The organism is Peribacillus loiseleuriae (genome assembly GCF_001183985.1).
Taxonomy (GTDB): domain Bacteria; phylum Bacillota; class Bacilli; order Bacillales; family DSM-1321; genus Peribacillus; species Peribacillus loiseleuriae.
The window spans coordinates 683,620-701,182 of the sequence record NZ_LFZW01000001.1 but is presented as its reverse complement, the minus strand read 5'-3'; the positions used below and the strand labels follow the sequence as shown (position 1 = coordinate 701,182).

General features: G+C 36.1%; 14 protein-coding genes and 2 pseudogenes. 5 read left to right on the top strand and 11 right to left on the bottom strand.

The window, feature by feature from the left end; genetic code table 11:
• Nucleotides 1–441: 441 nt before the first annotated feature.
• From AC625_RS03180 to AC625_RS03170, 3 genes are all read right to left on the bottom strand, one after another.
• Nucleotides 442–1,845, bottom strand: coding sequence for an RNA-guided endonuclease InsQ/TnpB family protein (locus AC625_RS03180; RefSeq protein ID WP_218971211.1), 1,404 nt, complete (start codon nucleotides 1,843–1,845; stop codon nucleotides 442–444).
• A 155-nt stretch (nucleotides 1,846–2,000) separates the two neighbouring features.
• Nucleotides 2,001–2,963 (bottom strand): tRNA dihydrouridine synthase, encoded by a 963-nt coding sequence (locus tag AC625_RS03175; RefSeq protein WP_049679962.1) that lies wholly within the window; start codon nucleotides 2,961–2,963, stop codon nucleotides 2,001–2,003.
• Nucleotides 2,964–3,340: 377 nt separating this feature from the next.
• Nucleotides 3,341–4,195 carry a hypothetical protein gene (locus AC625_RS03170; protein ID WP_049679961.1) on the bottom strand — a complete coding sequence of 285 codons (855 nt, stop codon included), beginning with the start codon at nucleotides 4,193–4,195 and terminating at the stop codon, nucleotides 3,341–3,343.
• A gap of 356 nt (nucleotides 4,196–4,551) precedes the next feature.
• Here AC625_RS03170 and AC625_RS28435 point away from each other — a divergent pair, with 356 nt between their 5' ends.
• Nucleotides 4,552–4,716 (top strand): recombinase family protein, encoded by a 165-nt coding sequence (locus AC625_RS28435; RefSeq protein ID WP_425415432.1) that lies wholly within the window; start codon nucleotides 4,552–4,554, stop codon nucleotides 4,714–4,716.
• Nucleotides 4,717–5,133: 417 nt separating this feature from the next.
• Here AC625_RS28435 and AC625_RS03165 read toward each other — a convergent pair whose 3' ends face one another.
• Together AC625_RS03165 and AC625_RS03160 are read right to left on the bottom strand one after the other, a co-directional pair.
• A complete protein-coding gene (locus AC625_RS03165; protein WP_049679960.1) occupies nucleotides 5,134–5,841 on the bottom strand; it encodes a M48 family metallopeptidase in 708 nt (235 codons plus the stop codon).
• Nucleotides 5,842–6,018: 177 nt separating this feature from the next.
• Nucleotides 6,019–7,143, bottom strand: coding sequence for an ROK family transcriptional regulator (locus tag AC625_RS03160; protein ID WP_049679959.1), 1,125 nt, complete (start codon nucleotides 7,141–7,143; stop codon nucleotides 6,019–6,021).
• Nucleotides 7,144–7,360: 217 nt separating this feature from the next.
• On the opposite strand from AC625_RS03160, the gene AC625_RS03155 reads away from it, so the two are divergent.
• From AC625_RS03155 to AC625_RS03145, 3 genes are read left to right on the top strand one after another with little or no spacing between them, the layout of a single operon-like run.
• Nucleotides 7,361–8,137 carry an SDR family oxidoreductase gene (locus tag AC625_RS03155; RefSeq protein WP_049679958.1) on the top strand — a complete coding sequence of 259 codons (777 nt, stop codon included), beginning with the start codon at nucleotides 7,361–7,363 and terminating at the stop codon, nucleotides 8,135–8,137.
• Nucleotides 8,138–8,165: 28 nt separating this feature from the next.
• A complete protein-coding gene (locus tag AC625_RS03150) occupies nucleotides 8,166–9,695 on the top strand; it encodes an FGGY-family carbohydrate kinase (protein WP_049679957.1) in 1,530 nt (509 codons plus the stop codon).
• A 47-nt stretch (nucleotides 9,696–9,742) separates the two neighbouring features.
• A complete protein-coding gene (locus AC625_RS03145) occupies nucleotides 9,743–11,089 on the top strand; it encodes an MFS transporter (protein ID WP_049679956.1) in 1,347 nt (448 codons plus the stop codon).
• A 332-nt stretch (nucleotides 11,090–11,421) separates the two neighbouring features.
• Here the strand turns inward: AC625_RS03145 and AC625_RS03140 are convergent.
• Nucleotides 11,422–11,604: pseudogene (locus AC625_RS03140) on the bottom strand (IS5/IS1182 family transposase); the annotation flags it as partial.
• A 325-nt stretch (nucleotides 11,605–11,929) separates the two neighbouring features.
• Here AC625_RS03140 and AC625_RS03135 point away from each other — a divergent pair.
• Complete coding sequence (locus AC625_RS03135) at nucleotides 11,930–14,908, top strand: ATP-binding protein (protein WP_053177993.1); 2,979 nt, start codon at nucleotides 11,930–11,932, stop codon at nucleotides 14,906–14,908.
• Nucleotides 14,909–15,035: 127 nt separating this feature from the next.
• On the opposite strand, the gene AC625_RS27525 is transcribed toward AC625_RS03135, so the two are convergent.
• The 5 genes and pseudogenes from AC625_RS27525 to AC625_RS03120 all read right to left on the bottom strand — a co-directional run bounded on the left by AC625_RS27525 (nucleotide 15,036) and on the right by AC625_RS03120 (nucleotide 17,434).
• A complete protein-coding gene (locus AC625_RS27525; RefSeq protein WP_245644922.1) occupies nucleotides 15,036–15,419 on the bottom strand; it encodes a restriction endonuclease in 384 nt (127 codons plus the stop codon).
• A complete protein-coding gene (locus tag AC625_RS27520) occupies nucleotides 15,379–15,729 on the bottom strand; it encodes a hypothetical protein (RefSeq protein ID WP_245644921.1) in 351 nt (116 codons plus the stop codon). The genes AC625_RS27525 and AC625_RS27520 overlap by 41 nt, the downstream gene beginning before the upstream one ends.
• Nucleotides 15,707–15,874 carry a winged helix-turn-helix domain-containing protein gene (locus tag AC625_RS27515; RefSeq protein WP_245644920.1) on the bottom strand — a complete coding sequence of 56 codons (168 nt, stop codon included), beginning with the start codon at nucleotides 15,872–15,874 and terminating at the stop codon, nucleotides 15,707–15,709. The genes AC625_RS27520 and AC625_RS27515 overlap by 23 nt, the downstream gene beginning before the upstream one ends.
• A gap of 182 nt (nucleotides 15,875–16,056) precedes the next feature.
• The gene (locus AC625_RS03125) at nucleotides 16,057–17,052 is read right to left on the bottom strand and encodes an HNH endonuclease (RefSeq protein ID WP_049679954.1); all 996 of its coding nucleotides are present in this window, start codon (nucleotides 17,050–17,052) and stop codon (nucleotides 16,057–16,059) included.
• A 58-nt stretch (nucleotides 17,053–17,110) separates the two neighbouring features.
• Nucleotides 17,111–17,434, bottom strand: a pseudogene (locus AC625_RS03120) (nucleoside triphosphate pyrophosphohydrolase).
• Nucleotides 17,435–17,563 lie beyond the last annotated feature (129 nt).

The following is a 17,563-nucleotide window of genomic DNA, read 5'->3' as shown; positions in this document are numbered from 1 at the left end:
CTCCGTTTCAATCTGCATAATAAGCAACTTTACGGGTAAAGTATCTAAACTGTCAATTTTACTTTATCAATAACGAAAAAATGGTGCCTTAGCCCCTGAGTTGTAACGCTACAGTTTATACTCGGGTCAGTCAAATGGAAGTGTTCATACGTTGCAGGAAACGTTAATAGGCAACACCCACAAGGGTTAGTTGCCTTCTTTTAAAATGAGCTGCGAGATACACAAGGATGCTGGTGGGTTTATTACATTCTTAAGACCTTTTTCTTTCAGAAAACAGACTTTATCAAAACAAAAGTTGCCGGTCGCAAAGGAACTTGAAACTGAATAAAATAAGTACACATAAGTTGATATGATTCATTTTTTCTCTAACTTTTTGAGAGTTACATCATTTCACTGTCCGCTTTCCCTAAATTAATTAAAATTACCCAAAGTTATTCAACCTTAGATAAGATTTAGGAGGAACTCTTCTTGTGGCGAAGAATTCTCTTTGTTTTGACCTGGTGACTTATTTACACCAGCCAGTTGACGAAACTTTCCACGTACAATTTTTTGACGTTTCCAATCCCACCATACTGTATATGTAGGGTGTTCCACCCCTACATAGCCCAAGCAAGGCAATAACTTTCTTTCTTTTTTCGCCATATTCACCGCACTGTTTAAGTCGCGATACATCGTTGTGTTGCATTTTTCACACATAAAAATGCGAACATCAGGCTCCTTCTTTTTCATGTGACCACAAATACAACATTCCTTTGTTGTGTTTGTTTCATCTACCTTTGTATAGTACTTGTGATTCTTTTCTTGGACCCATTCAAGAATTTTTCTGAACTGACCAACCGGTGTTTGATTCAACATCGCACGTCTCATTGAACCGTATTCTGCCAAATCCGGAGTCGGTACATAATCACCAATTAAAATATGGTCATATTTATGGCTTAGATAATGAGCAAAGCTGTACAACTCTTGCTTCATTTGTTCTCGTCGAGTGAGTTCAGCTTTTTCTAATGCTCGATTCAAATCATTCCAACGTTTACTGGGTTTCCAATATTCTGTGTTCGGTGTAACGATTAATCGAGAAAGTTTTTGACATTTATCCCGTTTTGACTTGATCTGATCAATGCGTTTATCCCAATATTTTAACTTTGATGATAAGGATTTGAGTTCATAAGAACGACCCACGTGGTCGATTCCAACAGCCAAATTCTTATGATTTGGGTCCAAAACAATAAAACTTTGTTCATCTACTTTCCTTTCTTCTTTACGATTTTCAACGGTAAATACAGCGTAATAACCGCCAATATCCTTTGTAATTTGTAGAGTTTTTATGACTTCGTTTTCTCTAGGTACGAACGGTTCTGATAAAGAAACAACAATAGAAATTTGTTTTTTCGTCTTCTTGTCTTTTTTCTTCATTTCTGTATATTCTGCGTCTGACAGTTTCCCAAAAGAAATAGATAGTTTCCTATCTTCAAGTAATTTGAAACCTTTATTTGGCTCATCATAATACAAAGAAAACCATTTCTTTTTCCATGACCGATAATGAGGTTTTTGGTTGTCTAATTTTTTATCAAAAAACCGATCATATGCATCTTTCAAGCGAATAGCTGCATTCTTCAAAGGGGATGAGTGAACTTTGTACAAAAAGGGCGATTCTTGCTTTATTTTAGGAACTTCATTCCTTAAATTTCTTCCATTTAGTAATTTTCTAGAGTTTCCATTTATATAATCTTCTTCAACGAATTCAAATAGTTGATTATACAACCAATTACACATTTTGGATTGACCATCTAATTGTAATTCTTGTTCTTTTTTTGTCATAAGTTTAATTTTTCGACTGTAAATCATTCTTTCACCTCCTTTCTACCAACACCATACCAAACATTCGTTCCCATTTTCAACAAAAAGCACTTAACTTAAATGGATTAAAAAAACCTAACCAAATAAGATTATTTTGATTAGGTTTAAGCAATTTTAATTGAACTGTTTAATGCCCCGTCCCATCAACATTCTTTTCCAAAGTTATCAAGCAATGCACGCACTTCATCTGTTGATTTCGTGTTCATCAATTGATTTCTTAATTCACCAGCTCCACGGAATCCTTTGACATAAATTTTGAAAAAGCGATGAAGCCCTGTGATTGAACGTGGCAGTACTTCCGCATATTGATCTTGAAGATCAAGCTGCAGTCTTAAAAGATCAAGATATTCTTTACTGCTATGCTCTTTTGGCTCTTTTTCAAAAGCAAAAGGATTTTTAAAAATACCTCGCCCGATCATAACGCCATCAATACCATATTGTTCAGCAAGCTGCAGCCCAGTTTGACGGTCAGGAATGTCTCCATTGATTGTTAGTAGCGTATTTGGTGCGATACGGTCACGTAATTTTTTGATTTCCGGAATTAGCTCCCAATGCGCATCTACTTGGCTCATTTCCTTTCTTGTACGTAAATGAATAGAAAGGTTCGCAATATCTTGTTTTAAAATATGCGTTAGCCACTCCTCCCACTCATTTACATCCTTATCGCCAAGTCGTGTTTTCACGCTGACAGGCAGTCCTCCCGCTTTTGCTGCTTGAATAAGTTCTGCCGCAACGTCTGGACGCAGAATAAGGCCACTACCTTTCCCTCTCGATGTCACATTCGGTACAGGACAGCCCATATTAATATCGATGCCTTTAAATCCTAGCTCTGCCATGCCAATACTCATTTGACGGAAATATTCGGGATTATCCCCCCAAATATGCGCCACCATTGGCTGTTCATCTTCTGTAAAAGTCAAACGGCCACGCACACTTTTCATGCCCTCTGGATGACAATAGCTATCCGAGTTTGTAAACTCTGTGAAAAATACATCCGGTCGACCGGCTTTACTTACTACGTGACGAAAAACAACATCTGTCACATCTTCCATTGGTGCAAGTACAAAAAATGGTCGTGGTAAATCACGCCAAAAATTATCTATCATTTCAAACTCAAATCCTCTCACTATGGATACAACTTCAAACTCTCGGTCAAAAAATAGAAAGCCAAATGTTCCACTTCTTTTACACTTATATCATGCTTAATAACTTATTATCAAACACAAGTACATTTGGACATTTATTATTTGTGAAAAACTATTGTGAAATTCGACAATATTTATTTTAACGAAAATCGGTCCTAAATGGTATTTTTATAAACAAAAAAACAGATGGTATAGATTTTTTCTATATCATCTGCTTTTCTATTATACCAACTTCAACCACGCGACCGCTTTACAATAGCCAGGCACTGTTCGCCATTAGTGTTGGGTGGGGAAAATGTGTCAGTCCCCTGTCATTCTTATTATCTTTGGGCTAACGTCTAAATACGCATTAATGTGCCATTAGGCTTTGGTAACTCTTGATCTGTTATCTGATTCATTTTACAAAAATGTTCAAAAAATTGTTGTGCCAGCTCTCGTTCCTTTGGGTCACTTTTCAACGAAACTATATCAAGCAAAATTTGAGCCATCCATGAATTATCAAAATAACGGTATTTACCTGTATTCCATGTCATTTTTTGGGGGGATTTTTCATTTACATAATATTCCCAGAAAAGCATCTGATCCGATTCCTGTTCTGTAAGTTGGAGTCTGTATTTTGAATGAGCAGGAATGTATCCATCTTCACAAAGCTTACCGATAAAATCTTCATTCACCATATAGACACCTAAGATACGTCTGTCCTTTTCAGGCATGCTGGAATCTATTGCTGTTAACAGGACAGCGCTATTTTGGTGCAAGCGGATGGGTTTGTTTGGCTTTCCCTTGTTATTACCACTTTTTATTACGCCTGAAAAAACCTTCCACTCTGAAAAAGAACTATTCTGTTCTTCTGTGTCACACCAAAAAACCATTTGTGATTCGGTATGAAGTTTATGATCTTTCATAAGTTTTTCATGTTCCAAGCGAAGTTCCTGGTTTTTTCTTTGTAGTTTTTTTTCCTCTTCCTTCTTCCATTCTTCCTCCTGTCGTTCCATTTCCTTTTTTTGTATAATTTTTTCGAGTGAATTAGCAACATTTTTATCATGCAGTTTTAGGTGCTTTCCAAATACATCGGGGAAAACAAACTTTTTATTTTCCGATGCGAAATGTATTTCAATACTAGAATCATTATGGTTAACTATACTACCCATGCCAAAGCGCTCGTGTGTAACTTTCTCATTGATTAGATTCATTATTCTAGTCCTCCTTGTAGAATAAAAACTCGGTTACTATTAGATAGTAAATTGATAATTTTATTCAACTAACTTCCTTTAAAGCTCACACAACTATTTGTATTTTTCTTCGGTTTAAAAAAGGAGATTAAAAAAACGTATCCATAATTCTATCTGCAAAAAAATACAGCGGAATTCGGAATACGATTGAAAAAACAATTGTAAGACTATTATAACATTTTTTGAAAATATTACAAATTTCTTATTGACAACACATTTTATTTCGAGGTAAAATGAAGTTTTATTCTCTGCGATTCCTTGAAATAAAGGCCTCCAAAAAGTCGCGAAACTTCTGAAAATCCCCTATAAATAACTACTTGATTGCCGGTGTTAAGTGGAATGATTCCACGATTAAACTAATCTTACCTAACCCTCATTACGTTGGAGACTTAGTTCAGGGGCGTAGTACTACTACAGTTACAGGTGCGGAGTGTATGTGGAAACACATGGATGTTGGTGGGTGTTCTAATAATAGAAAGTAACAACAGCCAAAAAAATAACTCTTTGTTAAATTATTACCCAATAGATTCACCTTGTGCCTTTGTATCACACAAGCATTACATTGCCCCAATGGAATCATTCTTCGGCTCTTTTTCCCCACCTTTTTTCACGCTTTTTCTTGAATTCGAATAAGGTTTTCCGAGTCTACAAAAAACAAAAAGGCATCCCCCGTAGGTTGCCCTGTCTTTTTTACGAAATCTTTTTTCTCACTCGAAAGATAAATCAGAAATGTTTATTGTGACTGCATAGTGAGTTTATTGGTTAATTACAAATTCGATGTAAGCAACACACAACACTCCACATGTGTTGAGTGTATGTGGACTAGGGATGCTGGTGAGTTATTCCTATCCACATGATTAACTTGTTCATTTGCATTTTGTAACTAGCTAAATGGACTACTAGATGGTCATTTTCCATCCTGATAAAGTCAGCCAGCTTTCCTTTTCCTTATAATCAGGCATCATTTTTCCAACAAGGCGCCAGAAGGATCGGTCGTGATTCATATGAACCATATGGCACATTTCATGAACGACTACATAGTCGATTACCTCCCGTGGTGCCATTGCCAGTCTCCAATTAAACGTTAACTGCCGTTTTGAATCACAGGTGCCCCAGGTAGTTTTACTATCCGTAATACGAACAGGACCTGGTTTTGTTTTGAAATTCCGCTGATAGGAAGATATGCTCTTCTCCACTAGATCCTTACACTGCTGGTAATAAAATCGTTTTAAAGCTTGTCTTATTTTTTCAGTGTCAGACCGCTTTACATAAATATGTAACTTTTCTTCTTTAAACACTACATGGTCTTGCGTTATATTTATATCTTGAAAGATCTCTATTGGATAGGTCTTTCCCATATAAAGAAAACTCTCACCATACTCATAGACCTTTTTCTGTGGTCCTTGCAGCCTATCCCTCATTTCTTTTAATTTTTGCTGAATAAGATCCCACTTATCCTCTAATAACTGAAGTACTCTGCCATTAGGTGTCCCTTTCGGAGCTTGAACTTCAATATTTCCATAACTGTCTATTATAATCCCTATAGATGTACGATTTTTGTATTTGATTTCAAAACGTATTGTTTCACCTAAGTAGGTATGTATCATGTCATCACCTGTATCCTTATCTAATGCATGATCGCATCTGATAGCCAACTCTTTTAAAACTGTGATTTCTGCTTTTTCGAATAACTCTTCAGTAGTTCATGCTATTGCTATTTAGAGACGGTTCCCTCGTTTCATTTTGATTCAAGAAAGATACATAAATGCCTTCCAAATAATCTATTAAATTTCATTCAAAAATGATTGAATAAATGGGATAGCGGCACCAATGGGTACTCCATTTGCCAGTGAACGGCTGATATAAATAAATGGGTCATTGCTAGGAAATGCCGTTTTTTCGTTTACTTTTTCATGAAGTGTTTCGATATCATCTTCCGTTAAATAAGGAGATAGATAACCGCCTAGAATAAATTCACTGTTCAGAACAAGATGGATATTGTTGATTGAAATGGCTAAATGATCTAAAAAGGAATTCCACCTCTTCACATAAGCAGGAATTCTGGAACGGACTTGTAGAAAAAAGAAATCTAATGTTTCATCATCATCTAGAAGTGCATGAACAGAGCTAATCGTTTCCATGCATCCTTTTTTTCCGCAGTAGCAAGTAGGACCATCAGGAATAATCGTCATATGTTCGACCGTTCCACTATTCCCTTCTTTCCCCATATAAATTTGACCATTTATGATAATCGCACCCCCAAGGTGCGGACCAATCGATAGATAGACTGCATCGCCAATATCATTTCTTACCCACAACTCTGTTGTTGCCGCACACTTAGCATCATGTAAAAACATACATGGATAAGGGAGATACTTTGAAAACACTTCAATATCTAATCCTGTAGCGATTAATATTTTTCCATATGTGATTTTTTTCCCGTCATTTGACGTTAATCCTTGTACGGCAAAACCAATACCTAGAACCTGCTCATCTATCACATCGAGTGACGAGATGAAAGATTGTACAGCTTGACTTAACTCTTTATAATAACGATCTTCATTGGAATAATCCATCGCTAGTCTCTCTTGCAAAAAAGCATGACCGCGCAAATCAATGGCCAGAATTTGTACGGTCCTCTTCTGAATCTCTACCCCAATGCTAATCCGAGCCTGAGGGCAAATGGCATAAGCTGTTGCACGCCTTCCCACAGAAGATTCAAACTGCCCGCACTTCTCAATCAATTTTTCCTTTTCCAAACGAACGAGATTCTGGGTGACCGTTGGTAAACTCAAATGAAGTTGATTAGCAATTTCTTGTTTCGAAAGCTTCTCATTTTGAAAAATGAGGTGGTAAATCGATGAATAATTGCTTTTTTTTATATCTTTAAACGTGATGCTATTGTCCATGAAAAAAACACCCCATTATATAAACTAATTTTATAAAAACATTTACTTTAACTCTTCAAATATATCACAAGAACGGATACAATCACAGTTTTGTCATAAAGTATCTGCCAATTTTAAATTATCTATATATTGACTAGCAGAGAAAATCGTTTTATTATGTAAATACATTTTATAAAATGATTTTACAAAATAAATTAACAAAAGGGAATTGAGAAAAATGGGGATTATTGAAAAAATGAGATTGGATGGAAAGAAGATTTTTGTAACAGGCGGAGCAAGAGGTATTGGGAAAAGTGTAGCAACAGCTTTTGCTGAAGCAGGAGCAGATATAGCGATTGTGGACCTGGATATTGAGGAAGCCACAAAGACAGCTCAAGAACTTGAAAAAAATAATGGGATCAAGTCAATTGCCATCAAGACAGATGTCACCAACCCAGCAGATGTAGATGCCATGATCGAAACCATCCTAAAAGCATTTGGTCGTTTAGATGTTGCTTTTTGTAATGCTGGAATCTGCATGAATGTCCCAGCAGAGGAAATGACCTATGAACAGTGGAAAAAAGTCATTGATATTAATCTTACCGGTGTATTTTTAACAGCACAAGCAGCGGGAAAAGTCATGTTAAAACAAGGTGGCGGTTCGATTATTAATACGGCTTCGATGTCAGGACATATTGTAAATGTGCCGCAACCACAGTGCTCGTACAACGCATCTAAAGCAGGTGTCATCCAGTTAACCAAATCGCTGGCAGTAGAATGGGCAACAAGAAATGTACGGGTAAATTGTATCAGTCCAGGATATATCGGAACAGAACTTACCTTAAATTCTCCAAACTTACAGCCATTGATCGAACAGTGGAATGAAATGGCACCGCTTCACCGAATGGGTAGACCAGAAGAGCTTCAGTCCATTTGTGTTTATCTGGCAGGAGACACGAGCAGCTTTACTACAGGATCTGACTTTATCATCGATGGAGCTTTCACTTGCATTTAATAGATTAATAATTCGGGAGGAAGCATCTATGAATTACTTACTTGGTACAGATATCGGAACATCCGGTACCAAAACAATCCTAATGGACACGGAAGGAAATTTAATCGCTCAAGATTTACAAGAATACGATGTGCTAACCCCAAAACCATTATGGGCAGAGCAGTGGCCGGATGTATGGCTGGATGCAACGAAAACATCGATTAAAAACACGGTACAAAAGTCAGGAATACCTGCGAAAAAAATCCGTGGAATCGCCATTAGCGGGCTTTATGGAGGTTCAGGAATTCCATTGGACGAAAACATGGAACCAGTTAGGCCGTGCATGATTTGGATGGACCGAAGAGCCGAAGCGGAAACAAAGTGGGTCTTAGATCATATTGGAGAAGAAAAACTCCGCGAAGTTACCCATAATGGAGCTGACCCCTATTACGGCTATACCAAAATGTTATGGATGAAAAATCACGAACCGGAAAATTGGCAGAAAACCAGGCTCTTTCTCCCGCCGAACGATTATGTAATCTATAAACTGACCGGACAAATCGCCATTGATTATTCCTCTGCAGGAAATATCGGCGGGATTTTTGATATGAATAACCGAACCTGGTCTAAAGAAATGATGGATGCGATGGGAATTCCGCTGTCGATGATGCCGGAGAAAATCGTGGAATCAACTGATACTGTCGGTGGATTGACAAAAGAAGCCGCGGCGGAGCTGGGCCTTTCAGAAGGAATGCCTGTGGTCGCCAGTGGGATTGACAGCGGTGCTGCCAATATCGGCCTAGGCGTATTTGAATCTGGTATTTATGCAGCGGCCATTGGAACTTCGATGTGCGCAGCCTTAATATCTGATCAACCAGTGAAAGGGAAAGATTTGATTGTTTGGCCGTATTTATTTGATGCGAAAAGACTTTCCTATTATTTTGCCGGAGGAGCTACAGCTGGAGCGATTGTAAAATGGTTCCGTCAGACGATGTGTCAATATGAATTGGAAGCAGAAAAAGCGGGCGGAAAAAATGCCTATGATGTGTTAAATGAACAGGCCGCAGACATTCCTGCTGGAAGCGAAGGGTTGGTTGTCCTTCCTTACTTTATGGGAGAACGAAGTCCTATTTGGGATTCTGATGCAAAAGGTACCATCGTGGGACTTTCATTGGCACATACAAAGGCTCATATTTATCGTGCCTTTTTGGAAGCGGTCGCCTTCTCTCTGCGAGATGCTATTGAAGCGACCGGAGAAAATATAGGCGAATATATCTTACTTGCCGGTGGTGTAACAAAATCAAAATTGTGGAGACAAATCTTTGCTGATGTCACAGGCTATCCAGTGGTCTGCCCGATTCATGATGTAGAAGCAAATATGGGCGATGTCATGCTTGCTGGTATTGGTACAGGTCTTCTCTCTTATGAAGATGTGAAGAAATGGCAGGTTCTCGATCAGAAAATCATGCCTAATAAAGAGAATCATAAGAAATATAATGACTACTACCAAGTTTATAAATCAATCTATCAAAATTTAAAGTCTAATATGAAAACGTTGACAAGACTTTCTGCAACATAATTTGAGCATATGCTTTACCAATTTTAAAATAAGGATATGTGATAACAATGAATAAATGGAAAAAAAGAATTGGATACGGGGCGGGCGACTTCGCCTGCAACCTCGTATTTAGTACAATGGCGTCTTACCTGTTGTTTTTTTATACAGATGTCTTTGGAATCTCCGCAACCGTTGCTGGTACCTTAATGTTAGTAACCAAAATCATTGATGCTTTTGCCGATACCGGAATGGGATTATTGGTTGACCGAACTCGGACTAGATGGGGACAAGGAAGACCCTACTTCATAATTGGAGCCATTCCGTTTGCTGTCTTTACTATCATGACATTTATGGTTCCGGATTTTAGTATGTCAGGAAAAATTCTCTGGGCGTATATCACATATTGCTTGTTGAATATTGCTTATACGGTGGTTAATATCCCATTAAATACGATTGTACCGAGGTTAACTTCCGATAACCACGAGCGAAACTGGTTAGTATCGACTCGTATGATTTGCGCGTTAATTGGAACCGCTTTAGTTATGTCGATTACGACGCCAATGGTGAATTTCTTCGGTCAAGGAGATAACCAAAAAGGTTATTTCATTACGATGACCATTTATGGCATTGTCGCAGTGCTCGTATTTGTGTTTACCTTCATGAATACGAAAGAGGTGGTTCCGCCAACCGTTCAACCAGGGAAATCTTCTTTTAAGCAGGATTTTAAAGGATTGACTGGCCCTGCCGTTATTTTCTTTATCTTGAATTTTCTCTATTTTGGTCTTTTTGTCATTAGAAATACAACCGTTATCTACTATTTCACATACAATTTGGGCCGTACGGATTGGCTGATGTTTGTAGGACTTTTCGGTATTCTCTCTGGTCTGCCAATACTGCTAATATTACCCTGGCTGCAGAAGAAAATGCCGAAGAAAAATGTATTGCTTTTAAGTACAGTTATTTATATTGTTGGAGATTTTGTCATTTATTTTGGAAAGTCATCACCTGGCTTGCTGATTGCCGGTTTAGCAATTACCGGGCTTGGAATCTATGGCATCTTCGGCACCACTTTTGCGATTCAGCCAGATGTTATTGATTATTCAGAGTACAAAAATAATCGAAGTATTGCGGGGATGATTGCCGCTTTCCAAGGATTTTTTGTAAAAGTAAGCCTAGGCCTTGGAAGTGCAATTGTAGGCGTTATTTTGAAAATGGGCGGTTATATTCCGAATGGTAAACAAACTGAAACCGCTTTAAATTATATTGAAATGAGCTTTATCTGGATACCACTTGTCATCTGTGTACTAATCGCAATTACCATGATTCCCTACAAACTCGATGATAAACGGGCAGAAATGGACGTAGAACTTGAACGCCGTCGATCAGGCGCAGTGCCAATTCAAAACATTAGGTGATCCATATTTAGGGTTCTTTTGCAAAACTATCATAATTTAAGAAGAATAATATAAATCGAATGTCCCCGACTAATCGGTATAGTGTGAAAGTGGAGAGCAATGTCTCTCTGCTTCTTCTTACTGTTATCCCCTTTTATAGATTTTCCCCTGCATAAAACGTCATACATATGAAATCAATTACTACTAAAGTAGTTATAAGGATAAAGCTTTGAAACCGTAAAATTCTGGCTAATGTGTCTTAAAACACATTAGCCAGAATACCCACTTACACGCTCTTCTTATTTTGCTATTGCTTAACAGTTTCATATAAAATTCAGGATTTTTTTGATCTCAAGTGAGGAAATCATAGCTGCATAGTTCAGTTCAACAGGTCTACCAAAATGCGATTTCTTCGTTACCACAGCGAAGATCGAATCAATGTCGATGTTAGAAAAAATAGCTTCAAAACGGTGGGTAGGTTCTAAATCAAATAATCCTTGTAGTCCAAATAGGCTTCCTTGCCGTATAATATTCATAGGAGTCTTCCTCCAGTCTTATAAGTTTGTTGTGGTGACTACTTATTTCTACATTCTGGGGAGGTACTCCTTTTTTTGTTCCTTAGAGTCCTTGAGGCTCTAAGGGTGAAATTTATGAAATATTAATTTTTTTAATAGCAGTATTTTGGTAAAATTAAGAAAGGCGTTATTCCGTATGTATTACACATTAATTGTACAGTTCTTTATAGAATCAAGGGCCGTCAATGATCATGTGCGTTAAATATTCTCAATAATCAAACAATTTATATTATTAAAATAATGACCTTTTAGGAAAACCCCTAAAGATGAAAGGAGATGAAACTCATTGGAGAAATTCAAGAAACCTTCAATATTAATTACATTGGTCTATACATTCGTTTATTATTTGTTGATTATACTATGGCCAACAAACCTATTAGGAATTGGATTAATTGCAATTTTAGGTTCATTGATTGCAATTACATTTATAGGTATAGCGAGTTATCATATAAAGGAAAAAGAAGAGAAAAGATTTTGGTTCATCCTCTGCCTCGCATTATTTAGTCAATTTATTGGGGAATTAATATGGAGATACCACCAGTTTGTTTTAAACGAGTACACCCCATTCCCAGGTTGGGATAATTTATTTTATGCCATGTTTAGCATTATATACAGTATTGCTGTAATTTATAAAATATTTACGAAAAAAGTGCAATATCGAACAATTCAACTTTTTTTTAATTCCTTTATATTTATGACTGTGTTAACAACAATATCGTGGGTTTATTTCTTAAAACCCTTTTTACATAATTCTGAAATATCCACTTTTAAACTCATTATCTCGGTAACTTATCCGGTAGCTATTTTAGGGGTTATGTTTAGTATTGCGTTGCTTTTCTTTTTTAATAAAGGGATTTTTTCTCCTAAAGTCATATTTTTAAATGGTATAGCAATGATTATTTACACCATTGTAGATTGTTTTTGGTTATTCTATTCAATTACTTCTACATTTAATCTTTTGTCACCTTTAAACCCAGTATGGAATTTCTGTCTATTATTAATAGGTATATCAAGTTTTTATTCTGTCAAAATGAAGGATAATCTATCACAAGAAAAAAAAGAGCATGAAAAACCGTTCTACAGACTGTTTAATATATTACCGTATTTTAGTTTGCTGATTTTCATCATTCTTGGTATGACCAAAAAAGAAGATTACTCAAGTTTTGTAATAGGTGGAGCATTTATTCTTTTATTTATTGTCATTCGACAAGTCATTACAATTTTTGAAAATGAGTCTTTAGTTCGTCAACTTAAAATTAGAACAGAAGAACTCGAAATGACCCAACTCGAACTGATTGAACTAAAAAATATTGCAGAGAAACAAAGCTGGATAAAAACAAAAATTGCTGAAATTGCTACGATGCATTCAGGGATAGCTGATTTAAACTCTTTAGCCAATCTGTTCATATCAAAAGTCACGCCTATGGTTGATGGATCTTATGGGGTTTTCTATATAAAAAATGAAGAAGGAACTGAAAGGCATTTCCAAAAAGTAGCTGCTTATGCTTATAATCAACAGAACATTGGTGCAGAGAGCTTTCGTTTAGGAGAGGGACTTGTAGGACAGTGCGCATTAGAGAATCGTATGATTCTGCTAGACCGAGTGCCTGAGAATTATATTAACATTACTTCTGGTGTTGGTAAAGCATCACCATCAGCCATTTTGATTATACCAGTAAAATTTGAAGGAGAAGTTTTAGCTGTTATTGAATTAGCTTCATTTAAATCTTTTAATACTGAAGAACAAATGCTGCTAAAAGAATTAATGGACAATCTCGGTGTCAATATAAACAGTATACTAAGAAATATGCAGTTTAAAAAGCTGCTCCAAGAGTCACAGGCTTTAACAGAAGAACTGCAAAGCCACTCTGAAGAGCTTCAATTGCAGCAAGAAGAGTTAAAAACAGTTAATGAGCAACTTGAAGAACAAATTGAACAGTCTGAACAGAAGACAAGAGAGGTAGAGAAAGTACAAAGCATTCTTGAAGAAAAGGCACAACAGTTAGCCATTAGTTCTCAATATAAATCAGAATTTCTTGCTAATATGTCCCACGAGCTGCGCACACCGCTCAACAGCTTGCTGATTCTAGCCCAAATGCTAGCTGAAAATGCCAATGGAAACCTGACTTCAAAACAAGTCAATTATGCGGAAACTATTTTTTCTTCAGGAAATGATCTGTTACATTTAATAAATGACATTTTAGATATAGCAAAAGTGGAAGCTGGGAAAATGGAAATTAATATTAATGAAGTATTACTTAGCGACGTTAAGGATTTTGTGGAAGCACAATTTACCCCTGTTGCACGTAAGAAAAATATAGAGTTCAACATTCTTCTTGATTCTAATTTGCCCAAATCGATTCATACCGATAAGCAGCGTTTACAGCAAATTTTGAAGAATTTATTATCGAATGCCTTTAAATTTACCGACCATGGTTCTGTTTCATTCATCATTGAAAAAGTAAAAAAAGAGTCACTTACAAACTTGCAGACGTTAACTCATTTAGATATTGAACTTGCATTTTCAGTTAAGGATACGGGAATTGGCATACCGGCAGAAAAACAGGGCAATATTTTTGACGCTTTTAAACAAGCTGATGGAACCATTAGCCGCAAATATGGCGGAACAGGATTAGGACTTTCCATTAGCCGGGAAATCTCTCACTTATTAGGTGGCTTTATTGAGGTTGAAAGTACAGTGGGCCAAGGAAGTATTTTTTCTTTATTTTTACCGAATCAAAAAAATATAAACACAAATAGATTATCTCTAGCTGAAGCAGAGATAGCTACGGGGCTTTTTGAAGATTCCAGTTCCGCAACATCGGCCCCATCTGTGACTCGATTACAAGATGGTGAACCATGGATACGTTTGCTTGAAAGAAGGGAATTGTTAGAGGGAAGAAAAATACTTTTAGTTGATGATGATATCCGAAATATATTTGCATTATCATCAGCACTTGAAAGTTATCAAGTTGAAGTATTGTTTGCGGAAAATGGAGAGGAAGGTATCGCAATTTTACAAAGTAATCCAGACATCGAACTAATTCTCATGGATATTATGATGCCTAAGATGGATGGATTCCAGACAATTCAATTTATACGACAAATTCCTAAATTCAATAATCTTCCTATTATTGCACTTACAGCTAAGGCAATGAAATATGATCGAGATCAATGTATTGATGCAGGTGCTTCAGATTATATTAGTAAGCCAGTAATCATGGAACAATTATTATCTATTATGCACGTATGGCTATACAAATAGGTCAATGAATACATGGAAAATAATAAAATTAAGACCTTTTATGTTTAATTGATAGAAACATAAAAGGTCTTTTTATATACCTCATTTACTTATGGTACGGTTCACCGTAACGTATTTAAATGAAGTTTTACTCTTCAAAGAAGTCCAAATCAATCTTCTTAATAGTATAAGCTTCTTCATCAGATACCCCTACATTATACTTAAACATCAAATTAGTTAGTTCTTGCGCATCAATTAGAATTACTCTTTTATCAATTGTCTCAGTATAGACTCTAGCTTCTTTGGAAAATTTAGCTGTCGTAATGAAGATTCCTTTCGAAGCTTTCTTACCAACTAAACTACCTACAAATCCTTGAATGTCAGGTCTTGATACAGTTGAATCAACTTTCCATCCTTTTGCTTGTAAATAAATCATATCTAAACCTAATACGTCTTCTTTAATGATGCCATCTATTCCTTCATCGCCTGTTTTACCAATTGCTCTTCCAGCATCCTTTACTTGACCCACCATAGCCCATAGCTACAATCAAATCGACAATTAAATGTTCAAAAAAGGATGGGGAACATTCTAGAATTTTTTCTAATATCAATTCTTGAAGCTCATTTTTCAGTACATTATAGTTGTAATCAATTAATTCAAGTGGAGTTTGTTCCCCATCAACTGGTACTTCAGGTATTTTCTTTTCATCTGAAGTATTATTTATAAATTCGTTAAAGCTCTTGTACTTAGTCAAAAACTTTCTATCAATTCTAGTCAATGCAGGATTTTTAATTACTTTTAATCCTTCTTCGGTAATTTTAAATACCGCTCTTCTTACCACTTGGGAGTTTCTCTGCAATTTCTTCATCTGTTAAATTAAAATGTTTTGCTAGTAACACATACAGATCCTGTAATCTGTATTCTTTACCATCTTCTAATTGCTTAAGAAATGGATACATAAAATCTTGATAACCTGGAACAGCCATACTTTTTTCCCCCATTCTATCTTTTATAAACAATCTAAAAAAAATAGTTATTATATTGCTACCCCAGTCTTACCCATCGCTCACACATACACTTACTTAACGATGAATCTTACCGATTCCACCAAAGCATGAAGATAGATGCCTGTCACTCCCCGAAATAATCTGAAAGCAAGATAGATATTTTATATGATAATTTTCTTTGGTGCCCAAAAGTCAGTAAATCCATTATCAATCGAATATTTGTAAAGGTCAGTCAGTTTCCTCTCAGAATACACCTTCATATCAGACCTGTGAACAAGATCTGTCTCCAAAATTCCCATATTTCGATCAATTAAAGATGACAAATACCTGTCATCAGCCAACTTGTCGTTTTTTGAAAGATTACAAGATTTACAGGCGATAACCAGGTTCCAGATTTGATCCGCTTGAACAAAGCTCCAAGGAATAAAATGATCGACATGAGCCGATTCTTTCTTCTTGATCAACTTGCCACAATAGAAACAATTCCCCTTATATAACGAGGTTAAAAGATAATAAAACTGATCCAAAGACGCTCGTTTAGAGACATTCTCTACTTTTAAAAGTAGATTTGTCGTATCTCCTTGATCATTGAACTTCTCCAAAAATAGAGCAAGTTGATAGTTGGTTAAATAGTTCAATACCCTTTGAAACCGCTGCATAAATGAATAAAAAGCAGGATTAATTCGAATCATTTCAGTCTTATTATCAAAGTCATAAATCGTACTGCCAGTATCTCCATACAAAGCGCCCATCACATTGAGCTTACACTTTCGCTTCACTTTAGTGATTACATCTATTTGAACCTCATGTGAAAGCTTATCGAAAACCAGTGTCTGGGGTAGTTGATATTTTGCTTGAATATCATGCAGTATCTTTTGGACTTCTGCTTTTTTACCAGTCATATTAATCTGGTTCAAGTTATGATGGATGACTAAATTCCAATAGATTTTGGCAAAACTGCTAAATAGACTATCATATGTGAGTTCAAGTCTTTCATTTACATTATATAAATTCTCCAATAATGACTTTACCAACACAAACTTATAAGTCGTAGAATTCTTTGACTTACTCGAAAAAATATAATTAAAATGTCCCCATATATCTTTGTCTATTAAATAGACTTCCTTCATTTCTCCAACTTGTAGCTTATGGCTCATATATTGCTCACCTGTTTTTAAATTAAGGATACCTTAATTACACGTCCCCTGCCTTTAATTAATCTTCAACCTCGATTAAAAATACTTTTTCCTTAAATCTGCCGCGTTCCTCGGCTTTTATCTGACGTAACTGCTCTAACTCTTCTATACTTGATCAATGATATTCAGATAGCGCATAAATAATTTCCAAAAGGTCCGCTAGTTCTTCAAAAGCATCCTCCTTGGATTTTGCCTCTATATATTCTTCCAACTCTTCAAAGCATTTCTTTTTTAGTTCGGTTATGTATTCTTCATTATTTAAAATCCTAGTCGAAAACTTCTTACCGGTACCTACAATGAACTGTGGTATTTTGTCACGGACTAGCTTATTGTAGTTTGGCATTCTACTCTCCTTTTAATATCTATATTAATCTACTATTTATCGTTTCTGCGAAATAAATTTACAAATAGCCCCCGTTACTTTATGTACAACATGCTAATACTTTGTTCATATCTTTTTCTCCAAATTTCT

Coding starts and splice junctions, on each gene's coding strand:
- AC625_RS03180 (WP_218971211.1), bottom strand. CDS start 1,845: ATGATTTACAGTCGAAAAATTAAACTTATGACAAAAAAAGAACAAGAA.
- AC625_RS03175 (WP_049679962.1), bottom strand. CDS start 2,963: ATGATAGATAATTTTTGGCGTGATTTACCACGACCATTTTTTGTACTT.
- AC625_RS03170 (WP_049679961.1), bottom strand. CDS start 4,195: ATGAATCTAATCAATGAGAAAGTTACACACGAGCGCTTTGGCATGGGT.
- AC625_RS03165 (WP_049679960.1), bottom strand. CDS start 5,841: ATGATACATACCTACTTAGGTGAAACAATACGTTTTGAAATCAAATAC.
- AC625_RS03160 (WP_049679959.1), bottom strand. CDS start 7,143: ATGGACAATAGCATCACGTTTAAAGATATAAAAAAAAGCAATTATTCA.
- AC625_RS03155 (WP_049679958.1), top strand. CDS start 7,361: ATGGGGATTATTGAAAAAATGAGATTGGATGGAAAGAAGATTTTTGTA.
- AC625_RS03150 (WP_049679957.1), top strand. CDS start 8,166: ATGAATTACTTACTTGGTACAGATATCGGAACATCCGGTACCAAAACA.
- AC625_RS03145 (WP_049679956.1), top strand. CDS start 9,743: ATGAATAAATGGAAAAAAAGAATTGGATACGGGGCGGGCGACTTCGCC.
- AC625_RS27525 (WP_245644922.1), bottom strand. CDS start 15,419: ATGGTGGGTCAAGTAAAGGATGCTGGAAGAGCAATTGGTAAAACAGGC.
- AC625_RS27515 (WP_245644920.1), bottom strand. CDS start 15,874: ATGGCTGTTCCAGGTTATCAAGATTTTATGTATCCATTTCTTAAGCAA.
- AC625_RS03125 (WP_049679954.1), bottom strand. CDS start 17,052: ATGAGCCATAAGCTACAAGTTGGAGAAATGAAGGAAGTCTATTTAATA.